Origin of the sequence: Qipengyuania atrilutea, from assembly GCF_013370205.1 — a bacterium.
Classification (GTDB): domain Bacteria; phylum Pseudomonadota; class Alphaproteobacteria; order Sphingomonadales; family Sphingomonadaceae; genus Actirhodobacter; species Actirhodobacter atriluteus.
This window is the reverse complement of record NZ_JABWGV010000002.1, coordinates 80,875-94,351: the sequence shown is the minus strand read 5'-3', so window position 1 is coordinate 94,351 and position 13,477 is coordinate 80,875. Positions and strand designations below refer to the sequence as shown.

The 13,477-nt window shown below is 60.6% G+C and carries 16 protein-coding genes; 10 read left to right on the top strand and 6 right to left on the bottom strand.

Annotated elements, in window-relative coordinates:
* Positions 1 to 15: 15 nt before the first annotated feature.
* Genes coaE through HUV48_RS05460 form a run of 4 tightly spaced genes read right to left on the bottom strand, consistent with a single transcriptional unit; the run spans position 16 to position 2,910 of the window.
* A complete protein-coding gene (gene coaE, locus HUV48_RS05475; protein WP_176266799.1) occupies positions 16 to 627 on the bottom strand; it encodes a dephospho-CoA kinase in 612 nt (203 codons plus the stop codon).
* Positions 624 to 1,478: a shikimate dehydrogenase family protein gene (locus tag HUV48_RS05470; RefSeq protein ID WP_176266798.1), complete on the bottom strand. Its 855-nt coding sequence runs from the start codon at positions 1,476 to 1,478 to the stop codon at positions 624 to 626. Before HUV48_RS05470 ends, coaE begins: the two co-directional genes overlap by 4 nt.
* Positions 1,475 to 2,074, bottom strand: a complete 600-nt coding sequence (locus HUV48_RS05465) for a Maf family protein (RefSeq protein ID WP_176266797.1) — start codon at positions 2,072 to 2,074, stop codon at positions 1,475 to 1,477. Before HUV48_RS05465 ends, HUV48_RS05470 begins: the two co-directional genes overlap by 4 nt.
* Positions 2,071 to 2,910 (bottom strand): pyruvate, water dikinase regulatory protein, encoded by an 840-nt coding sequence (locus HUV48_RS05460; RefSeq protein WP_176267298.1) that lies wholly within the window; start codon positions 2,908 to 2,910, stop codon positions 2,071 to 2,073. The genes HUV48_RS05465 and HUV48_RS05460 overlap by 4 nt, the downstream gene beginning before the upstream one ends.
* A gap of 321 nt (positions 2,911 to 3,231) precedes the next feature.
* On the opposite strand from HUV48_RS05460, the gene hemE reads away from it, so the two are divergent.
* From hemE to HUV48_RS05440, 4 genes are all read left to right on the top strand, one after another.
* Positions 3,232 to 4,254 carry a uroporphyrinogen decarboxylase gene (gene hemE / locus HUV48_RS05455; protein WP_176266796.1) on the top strand — a complete coding sequence of 341 codons (1,023 nt, stop codon included), beginning with the start codon at positions 3,232 to 3,234 and terminating at the stop codon, positions 4,252 to 4,254.
* A 32-nt stretch (positions 4,255 to 4,286) separates the two neighbouring features.
* Positions 4,287 to 4,730 carry a CopD family protein gene (locus HUV48_RS05450; protein ID WP_176266795.1) on the top strand — a complete coding sequence of 148 codons (444 nt, stop codon included), beginning with the start codon at positions 4,287 to 4,289 and terminating at the stop codon, positions 4,728 to 4,730.
* Between the two features lie 209 nt (positions 4,731 to 4,939).
* Positions 4,940 to 6,205 (top strand): transcription termination factor Rho, encoded by a 1,266-nt coding sequence (gene rho, locus HUV48_RS05445; protein ID WP_176266794.1) that lies wholly within the window; start codon positions 4,940 to 4,942, stop codon positions 6,203 to 6,205.
* 1 nt (position 6,206) lies between these two features.
* On the top strand, positions 6,207 to 6,743 hold the full coding sequence (locus tag HUV48_RS05440; protein WP_176266793.1) for an AAA family ATPase: 537 nt from the start codon (positions 6,207 to 6,209) through the stop codon (positions 6,741 to 6,743).
* A gap of 15 nt (positions 6,744 to 6,758) precedes the next feature.
* Here the strand turns inward: HUV48_RS05440 and HUV48_RS05435 are convergent, their stop codons facing one another.
* A complete protein-coding gene (locus HUV48_RS05435; RefSeq protein ID WP_176266792.1) occupies positions 6,759 to 7,457 on the bottom strand; it encodes a dienelactone hydrolase family protein in 699 nt (232 codons plus the stop codon).
* A gap of 96 nt (positions 7,458 to 7,553) precedes the next feature.
* Between HUV48_RS05435 and HUV48_RS05430 the strand changes: the two genes are divergently transcribed.
* Positions 7,554 to 7,814 carry a DUF6489 family protein gene (locus tag HUV48_RS05430; RefSeq protein WP_176266791.1) on the top strand — a complete coding sequence of 87 codons (261 nt, stop codon included), beginning with the start codon at positions 7,554 to 7,556 and terminating at the stop codon, positions 7,812 to 7,814.
* A 34-nt stretch (positions 7,815 to 7,848) separates the two neighbouring features.
* The gene (gene mnmE, locus HUV48_RS05425; protein WP_176266790.1) at positions 7,849 to 9,123 is read left to right on the top strand and encodes a tRNA uridine-5-carboxymethylaminomethyl(34) synthesis GTPase MnmE; all 1,275 of its coding nucleotides are present in this window, start codon (positions 7,849 to 7,851) and stop codon (positions 9,121 to 9,123) included.
* A 43-nt stretch (positions 9,124 to 9,166) separates the two neighbouring features.
* Here the strand turns inward: mnmE and HUV48_RS14600 are convergent, their stop codons facing one another.
* On the bottom strand, positions 9,167 to 9,301 hold the full coding sequence (locus HUV48_RS14600) for a hypothetical protein (protein WP_318656072.1): 135 nt from the start codon (positions 9,299 to 9,301) through the stop codon (positions 9,167 to 9,169).
* On the opposite strand from HUV48_RS14600, the gene mnmG reads away from it, so the two are divergent.
* The 4 genes from mnmG to HUV48_RS05405 are packed head-to-tail and all read left to right on the top strand — an operon-like array spanning position 9,248 to position 13,427.
* Positions 9,248 to 11,041 carry a tRNA uridine-5-carboxymethylaminomethyl(34) synthesis enzyme MnmG gene (gene mnmG / locus HUV48_RS05420; RefSeq protein ID WP_318656069.1) on the top strand — a complete coding sequence of 598 codons (1,794 nt, stop codon included), beginning with the start codon at positions 9,248 to 9,250 and terminating at the stop codon, positions 11,039 to 11,041. The genes HUV48_RS14600 and mnmG overlap by 54 nt on opposite strands.
* A complete protein-coding gene (rsmG, locus tag HUV48_RS05415; RefSeq protein WP_176266788.1) occupies positions 11,041 to 11,661 on the top strand; it encodes a 16S rRNA (guanine(527)-N(7))-methyltransferase RsmG in 621 nt (206 codons plus the stop codon). The genes mnmG and rsmG overlap by 1 nt, the downstream gene beginning before the upstream one ends.
* 9 nt (positions 11,662 to 11,670) lie before the next feature.
* Positions 11,671 to 12,453, top strand: a complete 783-nt coding sequence (locus HUV48_RS05410) for a ParA family protein (protein ID WP_176266787.1) — start codon at positions 11,671 to 11,673, stop codon at positions 12,451 to 12,453.
* Positions 12,450 to 13,427: a ParB/RepB/Spo0J family partition protein gene (locus HUV48_RS05405; RefSeq protein WP_176266786.1), complete on the top strand. Its 978-nt coding sequence runs from the start codon at positions 12,450 to 12,452 to the stop codon at positions 13,425 to 13,427. Before HUV48_RS05410 ends, HUV48_RS05405 begins: the two co-directional genes overlap by 4 nt.
* Positions 13,428 to 13,477 lie beyond the last annotated feature (50 nt).

Here is a 13,477-nt window from a genome sequence, read left to right as displayed (position 1 = left end):
GAGCAAGTGCTCGCCTCAGGTTTTTGAACCGGCGAAGCGTTCGCGCAGTTCTTCGGCGAGTTCGCCGACCTGCCGCTCCGTTTCGGCGAGCGAGACGCCGGTATCGATAATGTAGTCGGCGCGCGCCCGCTTTTCGGCATCGGGTGTTTGCAGGGCGAGGATGTCCTCGAACTTCGCTTCGGTCATTCCCCCACGCGCCAGCACGCGGCGGCGCTGCTCCTCCGCAGGCGCTGATACGACCACGACCGCATCCATCGCGTCTGCGCCGCCCTTTTCGTAAAGGAGCGGGATGTCGAAAATGACAAGCGGGGCGTCCGCGTTCTCGGCGAGGAAAGCCGCACGGCGGCGCGCAACCGCAGGGTGGACGATCGCTTCGAGGCGCGCCAATTGCTCTCTATTGCCGAATACCAGCGCCCCCAGCTGTTCGCGCAGCACGCCGTTTGCATCGGTAGAGCCTGCGAACGCCGCTTCGATCGCGGCGACCAGTTCGCCGTCCGGCCCCTGCATCGCGCGCACAGCCGCATCGGCATCGAACACCGGTACGCCCGCGCGTTCGAACATCGCGGCAACCGTGCTCTTCCCCATTCCGATCGAGCCGGTGAGGCCGATGATGGCTGGCGCGCTCACCGCGTGAGCATATCGCGCAGTTCGCCATCATGCTCGCGCGGGGCCGGCTGACCGAAAAACAGCCCAAAAGCAGCCGCCGCCTGTCCGATGAGCATGGAAAGGCCGTCGATGGTGCGAAAACCGGCTCCGCGTGCAGCTTTGAGAAACTCGGTGTCTACTGGATCGGTAACGATGTCGTAGAAGATGCTGCCGGGCGGCGTATGGCTGAGGTCGAAGGGCAGGGCGGGGTGACCGCGCATGCCGAGTGGGCTTGCGTTGACGATAAGATCGCAGCAGCCCTCGCGGTCGTCGAAGGCGAAACCGGTGGCTTCGGCGAAATGTTCGAGCGGCGGTGTATGGTGCTCGCCCTCGGGCGCCAGTTCATCCAGCAAGGCCTGAGCCTTCGCCGGGTCGCGCGCGGCGAGAACCAGCGTAAAATTCTCGGCGGCCAGCGCATGGACGATCGCCCGCGCCGCGCCGCCCGCGCCGATGATGCGCGCCATGCGGAACAGGTGCGCCTGCCGGAGCAGCGGCAGCAGAGGCTCGAGGAAGCCTGCCCCGTCGGTGTTCGTCCCCAGCAATTCAGGCGCGCCGCGATAAACCGTATTGACCGCGCCGATCTCTGCCGCTGGCGTTTCAACGCGGTCGAGATGCTCTCGCACGCGCAGCTTGTGCGGCATCGTGACATTGCACCCGCGCCAGTCCGGGTCCTTGCGGCGATCGGTAATGTAATCGGCAAGTTCGGGCGGTTTGACGTGGGTCGCGCGGTACTCAGCCTCCAGACCCAGTTTGGCGAGCCAGAAATTGTGGATCGCGGGACTCTTCGATTGCGCGATGGGGTCACCGATGACCTCGGCATAGGGTCTGCTCATTGCAGCAGGCCTTCCGCGCTTCCTGCATGTTCGCGCAGTGCCCCGAGAACTTGAAGTAGCGGCATGCCGAGAACGCTGAACTGGTCGCCGCGGATAGTCTCGAACAGATGCGCGCCCCGTCCCTCGATCCGGAATACGCCAACGCATGCACCGACTTCGGGCCATTCGGCGTCGAGATAGGCCTCGATAAACGCATCGCTGAGTTCGCGAACCGCCAGTGCAGCCATATCATGCCCGACCCAAAGTGTGCGCCCATCCAGCACCAGCGCGGCTGCGCTATGCAGGCGCATGGTCTTGCCAGAAAAGAAGCGGAGATGTTCCGCAGCGTTTTCGCGGCTCGCTGGCTTGTCGAACCGCTTGCCCTCGACCTCGACCAAGGAATCGCTTCCCAGCACCAAGTGGCCCGGATGATCCGCCGAAACCGCCGCTGCTTTCGCTGCGCTCAGCGCCTGGGCGATTTCCTCTGCCGGCGCGCTTTCCATCGCCGCTTCGAGGGCGCGTTCGTCCAGATCCGCCGCTACCGCTTCGAACGCGATCCCGGCCCCTTCCAGCATTGCCTTGCGAGAGCCGCTTTTCGACGCGAGGATCAGCGTCATACCGGACCGCCGATCTTTTCGGCCCTTTGCAGATCGCGTTCGTTGTAGAGCTTGATGATCGCCGCGGCCGTTTCCTCGATCGAGCGGCGCGTTACGTCGATGATCGGCCAGCCCTTGTCGGCAAAGATGCGGCGCGCGAATTTCACTTCCTCGCGCACCCGGTCCTCGTCGGCATAGGCGGTCTGCTTGTTCTCGTTCAGGGACAGTAGCCGGTTGCGCCTGATCTGCACCAGCCGCTCGGGCGAACTCGTCAGACCGACGATCAGCGGCCGCTTCAGATTATAGAGCGCCTGCGGGGGCGGGCTTTCGACCACGAGCGGAATGTTCGCGACCTTGTACCCGCGGTTGGCGAGGTAGATGCTGGTCGGCGTCTTGGACGAGCGCGATACGCCTGCCAGCAGCATATCGGCCTCTTCCCAATCCTCGTGCAGCACGCCGTCGTCATGCGCGATCGTGAACTGGATCGCCTCCACGCGGTTGAAATAGGCCTCGTCGAGAATGTGCTGCCGGCCGGGCTTGCCGTGCGCTTCCTGACCGAGCTTCGCCTCGAGCGCCTCGGTCACCTGGTCGAGTACCGGGACCGCGGTGATGCCGAGCGCGTGGCACCGGTCTTCCAGCCGGGCACGCGTATCGTCGTTCACCAACGTATAAAGGACGAGGCCGGGATTATCCTGCAGTGTCGGCATGATCCGGTCGAGGTGCTGCTGCGAGCGGACCATAGGCCAGAAATGACGTACGACATCGGCATCCTCGAACCGGGCGAGCGCCGCCTTGGCGATCATTTCCAGCGTTTCGCCGGTGGAATCCGATACGAGATGCAGGTGCAGACGAACCATCGGGCCTTCGCGCTGTGGGCTTGTGGACAACGGGAGGCATAAACCACGGCACAAGCCTGCCGACAAGTTCCGGCATGGAATTCGTGCCCGCTACCGGCCTGCTTCGCCCGCACATATGGACAGGACGGCCAAGTTATGAGCAGCCTGTGGAGAAGGCGAACAGCTTTCGTTTGACTCAATCGGCTCCGCGAGTCGAAAGCGCGCATCCGGTAGCGTTGGCGGGAAAAATCGGGCAGGGCGGCGCTATCCCCGATGTCCACAGGGCCAACTACCTTCATCATTCTATTTATAATTATATTATTTTGATTGGATACGCGCGCGATGCCCGGTTTGCTTCTCGATACGCTAGGCGGGGCGATGCCCGCCGTTCCGCCGGTATGGCTCATGCGCCAGGCTGGTCGGTACCTGCCGGAATACCGCGAACTGCGCGCCGAGAAAGGCGGTTTTCTGGAGCTCGTCTACGATACCGAGGCAGCTGCCGAAGTCACGGTCCAGCCGATCCGCCGGTTCGGCTTCGACGGTGCGATCCTGTTTTCCGACATTCTGATCGTGCCCTATGCTATGGGACAGGATCTGGCGTTCCTGGCAGGCGAGGGACCCAAGCTGTCACCGACGCTGGTCGATCATGCGCTGGAGGGGCTGGAAGCGGTTCCTGAGCGCCTGACGCCGATCTACGACACCGTCGCTAGGGTCAGATCGCTTTTGTCGCCTGACACCACGTTGCTGGGCTTTGCAGGCAGTCCATGGACCGTGGCGACCTACATGATTGCGGGCGAGGGCAGCCGCGACCAGCACGATGCGCGCGCGATGGCATACCGCGATCCGGCTGCAGTGCAGGCAATCTGCGATGCGGTCGGCAACGTGACGATCGAATATCTCTCCGGCCAGATCGAGGCAGGGGCGGAAGCGGTGCAATTGTTCGATAGCTGGGCAGGCAGCCTCGCACCTGACGAGTTCGAACGCTGGGTCATCGCGCCCAACGCCCGGATCGTCGAAGCGCTGCGTGGGCGGCATCCCGATACTCCGGTCATCGGCTTTCCCAAGGGCGCCGGCGAGAAGCTGCCGTCATACGCTCGGGAAACAGGCGTACAGGCTATCGGCGTCGACGAAACGCTCGATCCGGTCTGGGTGGCTGGCAACTTGCCCGAGGGCATGCCGGTGCAGGGCAATCTCGATCCGCTACTGTTGCTGGCGGGGAGCGACCGGCTCGAGCCGAGAATTGATGCCATTCGCGAGGCGTTTGCCGGCCGTCCGCACATCTTCAACCTCGGCCACGGGATCGACCGGCGTACCCCTATCGCCCATGTCGAAAGGCTGCTTGCGGCCGTTCGCAAAAGGGGATGACGCTGCCCGCGCAAATTCCTAAGTAGCGGCTCATGCAGGAAGTGCTTTCCATGACTTATCTCTGGCTGAAAGCCGGCCACATCATTTTCGTGATTTTCTGGATGGCTGGGTTGTTCATCGCGCCGCGCCAGCTCGTCTATATGCATTCCGCGGCCCCCGGCTCGCCCGAGGAAGCGCTGTGGGCAGAACGCGGAGCGACGCTGCGCCGCGTGATCCTGACGCCCGCCCTCATCGTGGTGTGGCTTCTGGGCCTTGCGCTGATGATGACGATCGGCGCCTGGACGATGGGATGGTTCCACGCGAAGCTGCTCTTCGTACTGCTGCTTTCGGGTTATCACGGTTGGGTCGTCGCCACGGCGAAGAAGATGGCGACCGGAAAGCGCCCCGTCAGCGAGAAGAAGCTGCGGCTCTACGGCGAGGTCCCGGCGGTGATCGTTGTCGTTGTCGTCGTGCTCGCGATCGTCAAACCGTTCTGACGCAATCCTGCGCCGCTTGGCGGCGCGGGGGCTCATAAGCCGATTGACGTCGGTAGCGCCCGGTTCTAATCGCAAATCCATATCCGGCGGCGAGCGGGTATCCAAAGCCGTTCGCCAGCTCTGCTGTCTCCCAGCCCCTAGGGCCAAGACCGGAAATTCTCCCATTCGCGCTGCCGCGTCGGCGCAGACATTTCTCGGACGAACCGCTCATGCATCTCAAAGAACTCAAACTCAAAGCCCCGGCCGACCTCGTCAGCATGGCCGAGGAACTCGGCGTCGAAGGCGCTTCCACCATGCGGCGGCAGGACCTGATGTTCTGCATCCTGCGCGAACTGGCGGAGGACGAGGACTACGAAGAGCAGATCATGGGAATCGGCACGATCGAGGTGCTGCAGGACGGTTTCGGCTTCCTGCGATCGCCCGAAGCCAATTACCTCGCCGGACCAGACGATATCTACGTCTCGCCGAATCAGGTGCGTAAATGGGGCCTACGCACCGGCGATACGGTCGAGGGGCAGATCCGCGCACCCAAGGAAGGCGAGCGCTATTTCGCGCTGACCAAGCTTTCCTCGGTCAATTTCGAAGATCCGGAACAGGTCCGGATGCGGACCAATTTCGACAACCTCACGCCGCTCTATCCGGAACAGAAGCTGACGCTCGACACGCTCGATCCGACGGTGAAGGACAAGTCGGCGCGGGTCATCGACATCATCTCGCCGCAGGGCAAGGGTCAGCGCGCGCTGATCGTGGCTCCGCCGCGGACCGGTAAGACGGTCCTGCTCCAGAACATCGCGAAGGCGATCACCGACAACCACCCCGAGGTTTTCCTTCTGGTGCTGCTGGTCGACGAGCGACCCGAGGAAGTCACCGACATGCAGCGCAGCGTGAAGGGCGAGGTCATCTCCTCCACCTTCGACGAACCGGCGCAGCGGCACGTACAGGTCGCCGAAATGGTGATCGAGAAGGCCAAGCGACTGGTCGAGCACAAGAAGGATGTCGTTATCCTGCTCGATTCGATTACGCGCCTGGGCCGCGCCTACAACACCGTCGTTCCGTCGAGCGGCAAGGTGCTCACCGGCGGTGTGGACGCTAATGCATTGCAGCGCCCGAAGCGGTTCTTCGGTGCCGCGCGTAACATCGAGGAGGGCGGCTCGCTGTCCATCATCGCAACCGCGCTGATCGATACCGGCAGCCGCATGGACGAGGTCATCTTCGAAGAATTCAAGGGCACCGGCAACAGTGAAATCGTGCTCGACCGCAAGGTCGCCGACAAGCGCATCTTCCCGGCACTCGACGTCGGCAAGTCCGGCACCCGCAAGGAAGAGCTGCTGGTCGAGAAGGACAAGCTCTCGAAGATGTGGGTCCTGCGCCGTATCCTCATGCAGATGGGCACGGTCGACGCGATGGAATTCCTCCTCGACAAGATGAAGGATTCCAAGACGAACGAAGACTTCTTCGACACAATGAACCAGTAATTTGGCTTCGCCCGCGCCTCTACGAGCTGCCGTTACCGGCGCTCCTGGGGCGGGGAAGTCGACGCTGCTGGGAGAGCTGTCATGCCGCGGTATCGCGACTGGGCCGGAGGTCGCGCGCACGATCCTGCAATCACCGGGCGGAATGGAACTGCGCGCGTCCGATCCGCGCGGCTTCGCTTTTGCTATGCTGGAAGCGCAGCTTGTCAGCTGGCACGACGCGCGCGGCAATGCGGAGATTGTCGTATTCGACCGCGGCTTTCCCGACATCGCCGGCTTCTTAAGGGTGGAGGGGCTTGAGGTACCCGACGAGATAGACCGCGTTTGCCGAGAATACCGCTACAACGGACCGATCTTCCACGCGCCTGCATGGGCCGAAATCTACCGGCAGGACGCAGAGCGCATCCAAAGTTGGGGCGGGGCAATGGCTAGCGAGGACGCTATTGCCGCCGCCTGGCGTTCCTACGGGTACAGGCTTATACGGCTTCCCTTGGCTCCGCCCGCGGACCGGGCGGAGTTCGTCACCTCACAGTTGACCTGAAAGTCCCGCGTCTGGTCAGCTAAGGTGCTTTTGGAAGAACTCGGCGGTGCGCTTGTCCGCAAGGTCGGCGGCATCCTCAGCGCGCCGGTCGCCGAATTCGGTCGCGAAACCGTGGTTCAGCCCGTCGTAGTCGTGCAGTGTCACCTTTGGATGCGAATCCAGCCCGTCGTGCATAGCCTTCTGCGCTTCGGCATCATTGAAGTCGTCGTCGGTCGGGATGTGAAGCATGAGCGGATTGGCGATCGCTTCCTTTTCGTCAAGCATGTCCGGAACGCCGACCGCGTAGTAGCCGACCGTCGCGTCGCTGTCGGTCCGCGCTGCCGTCATATAGGCAAGCTTTCCGCCAAGACAGTAGCCCACGGCGCCTACCTTTTTCCCGCCGGTTTCTTGGTGCGCCCAGCGTATCGCAGCCTCGATATCGCGGATGCCCTGATCCTCGTCGAACTTTTCCATCAGCTTCAGCGCCCGGTCGAATTCGGGTTTGACATCGGGATCGAGTTCGATGCCGCGCTCAAGCTTCCAGAACAGATCGGGTGCCACCGCGAGATAGCCCTCTTCGGCCAACTTGTCGCATTTGCGGCGGATGCCGGCATTCACACCGAAAATCTCCTGAATGACGACGATGGCTGCTTTCGGTTCGTTCGCCGGACGCGCGACATAGAGTTCGAAACTGTCGTCTCCTGAAAGGGTATCGATCGTAGCGTTGCCGGTCATATATGGCTCTCCTCAAAGGCATGCGGACCTTGGCGCTTGCAACCGCGCACCTGCGGGCCCAAATTGAACGTTCAGACACCTAACGGAGAAACCGCGATGAAGGTCCATGTCGAAATCGATTGCACGCCGGAAGAAGCGCGGTCCTTCATGGGCCTGCCCGATGTCGGCAAGGCCAACGCCATCTATGTGGACATGATGGCGAAGGCGATGAAAGGCGTTTCCAATCCTGACCAGCTGCAGGATTACGCCAAGCAGCTTGCACCGATGGGGCAAATGGGGATGAAACTGTTTCAGAGTTTCGTAGAAGGTTCGATGCGGGCGAACAGCCCGGGCACATCGACGACGGACAAGACCTGACTGCGGGGCGGGGCGAGACTTTTCCTAATAAGCATTGGATACGATTTACGCCTTGTCGAGCGGTTCGCCGCCCGCCGCCATCGGCATCGTTCGCATAAGCGGCAATGCTGCCGGTGAGGCTCTTCGGAATTTAAGCGGGTCGCTGCCTCCGCCGCGCATAGCGACATTGCGCACATTGCGAAGCTCTATTGGCGAGGTGCTCGATACCGCGCTGATCTTGTGGTTTCCCAGACCCGCGACCGCAACCGGGGAGGACCTTGCCGAACTCCATTGCCACGGCGGGCGTGCGGTCATCGCAGCAGTAGAGCGCGAACTTGCCGCCTTGCCGGGACTGCGGCGAGCAGAGCCGGGCGAGTTTACGCGCCGCGCCTTCATCAACGGGCGGATGGACTTGTCGGAAACGGAGGGGCTCGCCGACTTGCTGGCAGCGGAGACCGAATTGCAGCGCCGTTCAGCGCAGGCTCTCTCCCAAGGAGCACTTTCGCAGCAAGTCGATGAGTGGCGCGAGCGACTGCTGATACTATCGGCGCGGGTCGAAAGCGTGCTGGACTTCGGCGACGAGGACGATGTGAGTGAACTGCCAACCTCGTTCGGCTCGGAAGTCGAAGCGCTGCGCAGCGAGATCGAACATTGGCTGGCGAGGCCGCGTGCCGAGAAACTTCGGCAGGGCGTGAGAGTGGTCCTCACTGGACCGCCCAACAGCGGGAAATCGACGCTTTTCAATGCATTGTTGGAAGAAGCTGCGGCGATAACCTCCGCAGAAGCCGGAACGACGCGCGACGCGATAGAGCGCAGCGTGTCTCTTGGAGGGGTGCCTATCGTGCTCGTCGATACTGCCGGTTTGAGAGGCGAGGGGGCAGGGGAGATAGAGTCAATCGGTATTGATCGCGCGCGCGATCAGATCGGTAGGGCCGATGTAGTACTTTGGCTCGGAGAAGAGGGGGCAGGTCCGCCCGGATCAATCGAAATTGAAACGAAAACCGATATCGGTGAAAACGACAGAAAGGTAGCGCCGGACGTGCGCGTTTCGGCGCTTACTAGTCAAGGCCTGGACGAAGTGCGTGAGTTGATCATGCGTGTAGCGAGTTCTGTGCTTCCGAAACCCGGGGACGTCGCACTCAACGAGCGTCAGGCCGGTCTCCTGCGAGACGGAGCTTCCGGACTATCGAATGTTAGCGAACATATGGATCCGTTGATCGTCGGCGAAGCGCTACGCGAATGCCGTGTTGCTTTCGACCGGTTAACCGGAAAAAGCTCGACTGAAGATATGCTCGATGCGCTTTTCGGGCGGTTCTGCATTGGAAAGTAGTGTTCCACGTGGAACGCTTTCGTCTTTGACGCTTCGAGCTTGATCAATTAACGAGCGAACGACCATGGAAATATTTGATGTTCTGGTAGTCGGCGGCGGGCACGCGGGGGTCGAGGCAGCGGCGGTGTCTGCCCGAATGGGCGCCAGCGTTGGCCTCGTCAGCTTCGATCTCGATCACATCGGGGCGATGAGCTGCAATCCGGCCATCGGCGGTTTGGGGAAGGGTCACCTTGTTCGTGAAGTTGACGCGTTCGATGGACTGCTAGGCCGGGCCGCCGATGCTGCCGCGATCCATTACCGGATGCTCAATCGTTCAAAAGGCAGCGCCGTTTGGGGACCGCGGGTCCAGGCCGATCGCGTCCTTTTTAAAGCCTATGTGCAGGATGCCTTGGCATCGCAGCCAGGACTGACGTCCATTGCCGGAGAAGTAGTCGGATTGCTTGTCGAAGGCGATTTGGTCACCGGAGTGTTCTTGGCGGACGGAACGAAGATTGCGGCACGGAATGTCATTCTTTGTACGGGGACGTTTCTCGGCGGGAAGCTGTTCCGCGGAGAAGAGCGACTGACGGGCGGACGTATCGGCGAAAATTCCGCGCAGAAGCTTGCCGAACAGATGCGCGAGTTCAGCCTGCCGCTAGCACGTCTGAAGACCGGGACGCCGCCGCGACTGGACGGGCGCACGATCGACTGGGCAGCGCTGGACGAACAGCCAAGCGATGCGGACGAATGGACAATGTCTCCTGTGACATCGCGCCGCTTGAACCCACAGGTCTTCTGCGCCGTAACCCGGACGAACGAAAAGGCGCATGACCTGATCCGCGCCAATCTAGACCGATCGCCGCTTTTCAGTGGAGCGATCGGCGCCGAGGGACCTCGCTACTGCCCATCGATCGAAGACAAGATTCATCGTTTCGGCGACAGGGACGGCCATCAGGTTTTTCTCGAGCCGGAGGGCCTCTCGACGCATCTGGTTTATCCGAACGGTATCAGCACATCGCTTCCGGTGGATGTGCAAGTTGGCATGTTGCGGGCGATGAAGGGTCTAGAGGCCGTCGAAATGGCGGTGCCCGGATATGCGGTAGAGTACGATTACATCGATCCGCGCTCGCTCGACAGCGGTTTGGCAATGAAAACTGTTAGCGGTCTTTACTGTGCCGGGCAGATCAATGGCACTACCGGTTACGAAGAAGCTGCTGCGCAGGGTCTGGTTGCTGGAATGCATGCTGCCGCACGGGCTTTGGGCGGAGAACCGGCAACGCTTGACCGTTCGAATTCGTACATGGCGGTGATGGTCGATGACCTGACTCTGCATGGGGTGAGTGAACCTTACCGTATGCTGACATCGCGCGCCGAATACCGCCTTCGCTTGCGAGCGGGTAACGCAAGCACGCGCTTAACTGGAATGGCGATAGAGTCCGGATGCGTCGGTGCAGAGAGAACCGCTTGGTTCGAGCAGCGAGAGCGCGAACGGGACAAGTGGGATCAGGCACTTTCGCGGGAGGCGAATGCCGCGGAGCTTGTCTCGCTCGGCGCGAAGGTAAAATCCGATGGCGGGCGCAAACCGCTGAGAGATTGGCTCGGGAGCGGCACAGTAACGGTGGATCAACTCAAACAGTTGCATGATCTCAGCCATGTTGATGCCGATTTCGAAATCGAGATTGCTGAAGATGCGGCTTATGCGCCTTATGTAGCGCGCCAAGACGCGGAGCTACGTGACATGCAGGCGAGTCAAACGGTAAAGCTTGGCGCTACATTCCCGTATCACGCCGTACCCGGTCTTTCGAACGAAATGACCGAACGCTTATCTCACGCGCAACCGGCAACGCTCGCAGATGCGTCGCGTGTTCGGGGGATTACACCTGCGGCAATGGCGGCCATTTTGGCGTTTGCACGAAAGCGCGAGCTATCGGCCGCGTAATGATTAGTAATGAGGCTGAGGCCAAGAAGTACGTCGCCAGTCTGTGCAGCGACGAGGATTTTGAAAAGCTTGAGCAGTATGTTTCAATGCTGCGCGATGAGAACAGGCACCAAAACCTTGTCGCCCATCGAAGCCTGGACAACGTTTGGCATCGCCATATCGCCGATTCTGCGCAATTGGTCCGCTATGTTCCACGTGAAACGCAGGTCGTTCTCGACCTCGGTTCCGGTGCCGGACTACCTGGCCTAATTTGGACAATGATCCGACCAAATGATCAAGTCATCTTGGTCGAATCACGGCGCAGGAGGATCGAGTGGCTACAGCGCGTTACGAACCTATTAGCCCTCACGAACTGCCAGATTTTCGGTGAACGATTGGAGAATATGGAGACCTTTCACGCTGAAGTTATTACCGCGCGTGCATTCGCCCCGCTGCCGCAACTGGTCGCGCTCGCCGAACGGTTCTCCACAAAGGGTACGACATGGGTCTTGCCGAAGGGGCGTTCTGCAGCGCAAGAAAGGCAAAAGCTGCCTGCGCGCGTTCGATCGTTGTTTCACGTGGAACAATCGTTGACGGACCAGAATGCTGGTATCTTAATCGGAAAATCACCACCGGAGTGATCCACAGACATGATTACGATTGCAATCGCTAACCAAAAAGGCGGAGTGGGAAAAACAACTACCGCGATCAATATTGCCACAGCGATGGCAGCAGCGGGATGGCGTACGCTTCTAATCGACCTGGACCCTCAGGGGAACGCTTCGACCGGGCTCGGTGTGGGCGCGAACGACCGTGAGCGTTCGAGCTACGAGTTGCTCATCGACGGTGCCAGCATCGCAGATTGTGCACATAAGACGGACATACCCGCCCTCGACGTAATCCCTGCGACTGTCGATCTGAGCGGTGCGGAAATCGAGCTCGTATCGGTCGATGAGCGTACTGCGCGGTTGGCGAACGCTCTCGCGGGTGACACGACGCCATCGTATGACGTTTGCTTCATCGATTGCCCGCCTTCACTTGGCCTGCTGACGCTGAACGCGCTGACTGCGGCCGATACCTTGCTCGTTCCGCTTCAGTGCGAGTTTTTTGCGCTCGAAGGACTGAGTCAATTGCTCCAAACTGTCGAACGGGTCCAGCAGCGCTTCAACGCCAATTTGGGAATCGTTGGTGTGGTCCTGACCATGTTCGATCGCCGTAACCGGTTGACCGATCAGGTCGCGGACGATGTTCGTGATTGCCTCGGGGGTCTGGTGTTCGACGCAGTCATACCGCGCAATGTACGGCTTTCCGAAGCACCCAGCCACGGGTTGCCGGCTCTGATCTACGATCATGCCTGTATGGGCAGCCGTGCTTATATGACCTTAGCGCGCGAGTTGATCGCGCGTCTCCCCGAAGAGAGGAAAGCCGCATGAGCAATTCCGACATCATTCGACTTTCCCCAAACCGGGACGGATCCGTCGACAAGAAAAAGCGACTGGGCCGGGGACTTGGTGCATTGTTGGGCGAAACGCGCCGCGAAGAGCCGCTTGCAGCAGCGGACGAACTAAGCTCAAGCGAAAGCACCGTAGAAGGCGGACCGCTGGCCGGTGGCTTGGCGAATATCTCGGTTTCCGCCATCGAGCCATTGAAGGGGCAACCGCGAACGCACTTTGATGAGAAGGCACTGGATGAACTCGCCGCTTCGATCGGAGCGCGCGGCGTAATCCAGCCGATTATCGTCCGGCCGAAAGGCAACGGCCGGTATGAGCTTGTCGCCGGCGAGCGGCGCTGGCGCGCGGCGCAACGAGCACGGCTGCACGACATTCCCGCAATCATACGCACGCTGGACGATGGTGAGGTCATGGCGCTTGCCCTGATCGAGAACCTTCAACGGGAAGATCTCAACCCGATCGAGGAGGCGCGTGCCTATCAGCGTCTCGCCGATAATGAGGGTATGACACAGTCGGAAATCGCCGAACTCGTCGACAAGAGCCGCAGCCACGTAGCCAATTTGCAGCGACTACTGGTACTTCCGGACGCCGTTCAGGATCGCGTGGCGAACGGCACGCTCGATATGGGACATGCTCGTGCGCTGATTGGTTATGACGATGCAGAGGAACTTGCGAAAGAGGCTGCGGACAAGCAACTTTCGGTTCGTGAAGTCGAAAAGCGCGTTCGGCAGGCGAAAGGGAGCGGAAAGAAGTCATCCGCGAGTAGAAATGCCAGTGCGATTGCCGAGAACGATGCTGATATCGCGGCAGTACAGGTTCATTTGCAGGAGTTTCTGGGTTTGACCGTGAAGATCAAGACGGACGACGATCCACGAAAAGGCCAAGTATCGATATCGTATAAAACATTGGATCAGCTCGATCTAATATGTCAGCGGTTAACCGGAGGTGCCGTTTAGTACCAAATAGGTAAGTATGGCGAGGCGTTGAATTCGCTTCTAACGGCAAC

Excerpts from the sequence above, each read along its gene's own strand:
- HUV48_RS05470 (WP_176266798.1), bottom strand. The coding sequence starts at position 1,478 with ATGAGCAGACCCTATGCCGAGGTCATCGGTGACCCCATCGCGCAATCG.
- HUV48_RS05465 (WP_176266797.1), bottom strand. The coding sequence starts at position 2,074 with ATGACGCTGATCCTCGCGTCGAAAAGCGGCTCTCGCAAGGCAATGCTG.
- HUV48_RS05460 (WP_176267298.1), bottom strand. The coding sequence starts at position 2,910 with ATGGTTCGTCTGCACCTGCATCTCGTATCGGATTCCACCGGCGAAACG.
- hemE (WP_176266796.1), top strand. The coding sequence starts at position 3,232 with ATGCCCGGTTTGCTTCTCGATACGCTAGGCGGGGCGATGCCCGCCGTT.
- HUV48_RS05450 (WP_176266795.1), top strand. The coding sequence starts at position 4,287 with ATGCAGGAAGTGCTTTCCATGACTTATCTCTGGCTGAAAGCCGGCCAC.
- rho (WP_176266794.1), top strand. The coding sequence starts at position 4,940 with ATGCATCTCAAAGAACTCAAACTCAAAGCCCCGGCCGACCTCGTCAGC.
- HUV48_RS05435 (WP_176266792.1), bottom strand. The coding sequence starts at position 7,457 with ATGACCGGCAACGCTACGATCGATACCCTTTCAGGAGACGACAGTTTC.
- HUV48_RS05430 (WP_176266791.1), top strand. The coding sequence starts at position 7,554 with ATGAAGGTCCATGTCGAAATCGATTGCACGCCGGAAGAAGCGCGGTCC.
- rsmG (WP_176266788.1), top strand. The coding sequence starts at position 11,041 with ATGATTAGTAATGAGGCTGAGGCCAAGAAGTACGTCGCCAGTCTGTGC.
- HUV48_RS05410 (WP_176266787.1), top strand. The coding sequence starts at position 11,671 with ATGATTACGATTGCAATCGCTAACCAAAAAGGCGGAGTGGGAAAAACA.
- HUV48_RS05405 (WP_176266786.1), top strand. The coding sequence starts at position 12,450 with ATGAGCAATTCCGACATCATTCGACTTTCCCCAAACCGGGACGGATCC.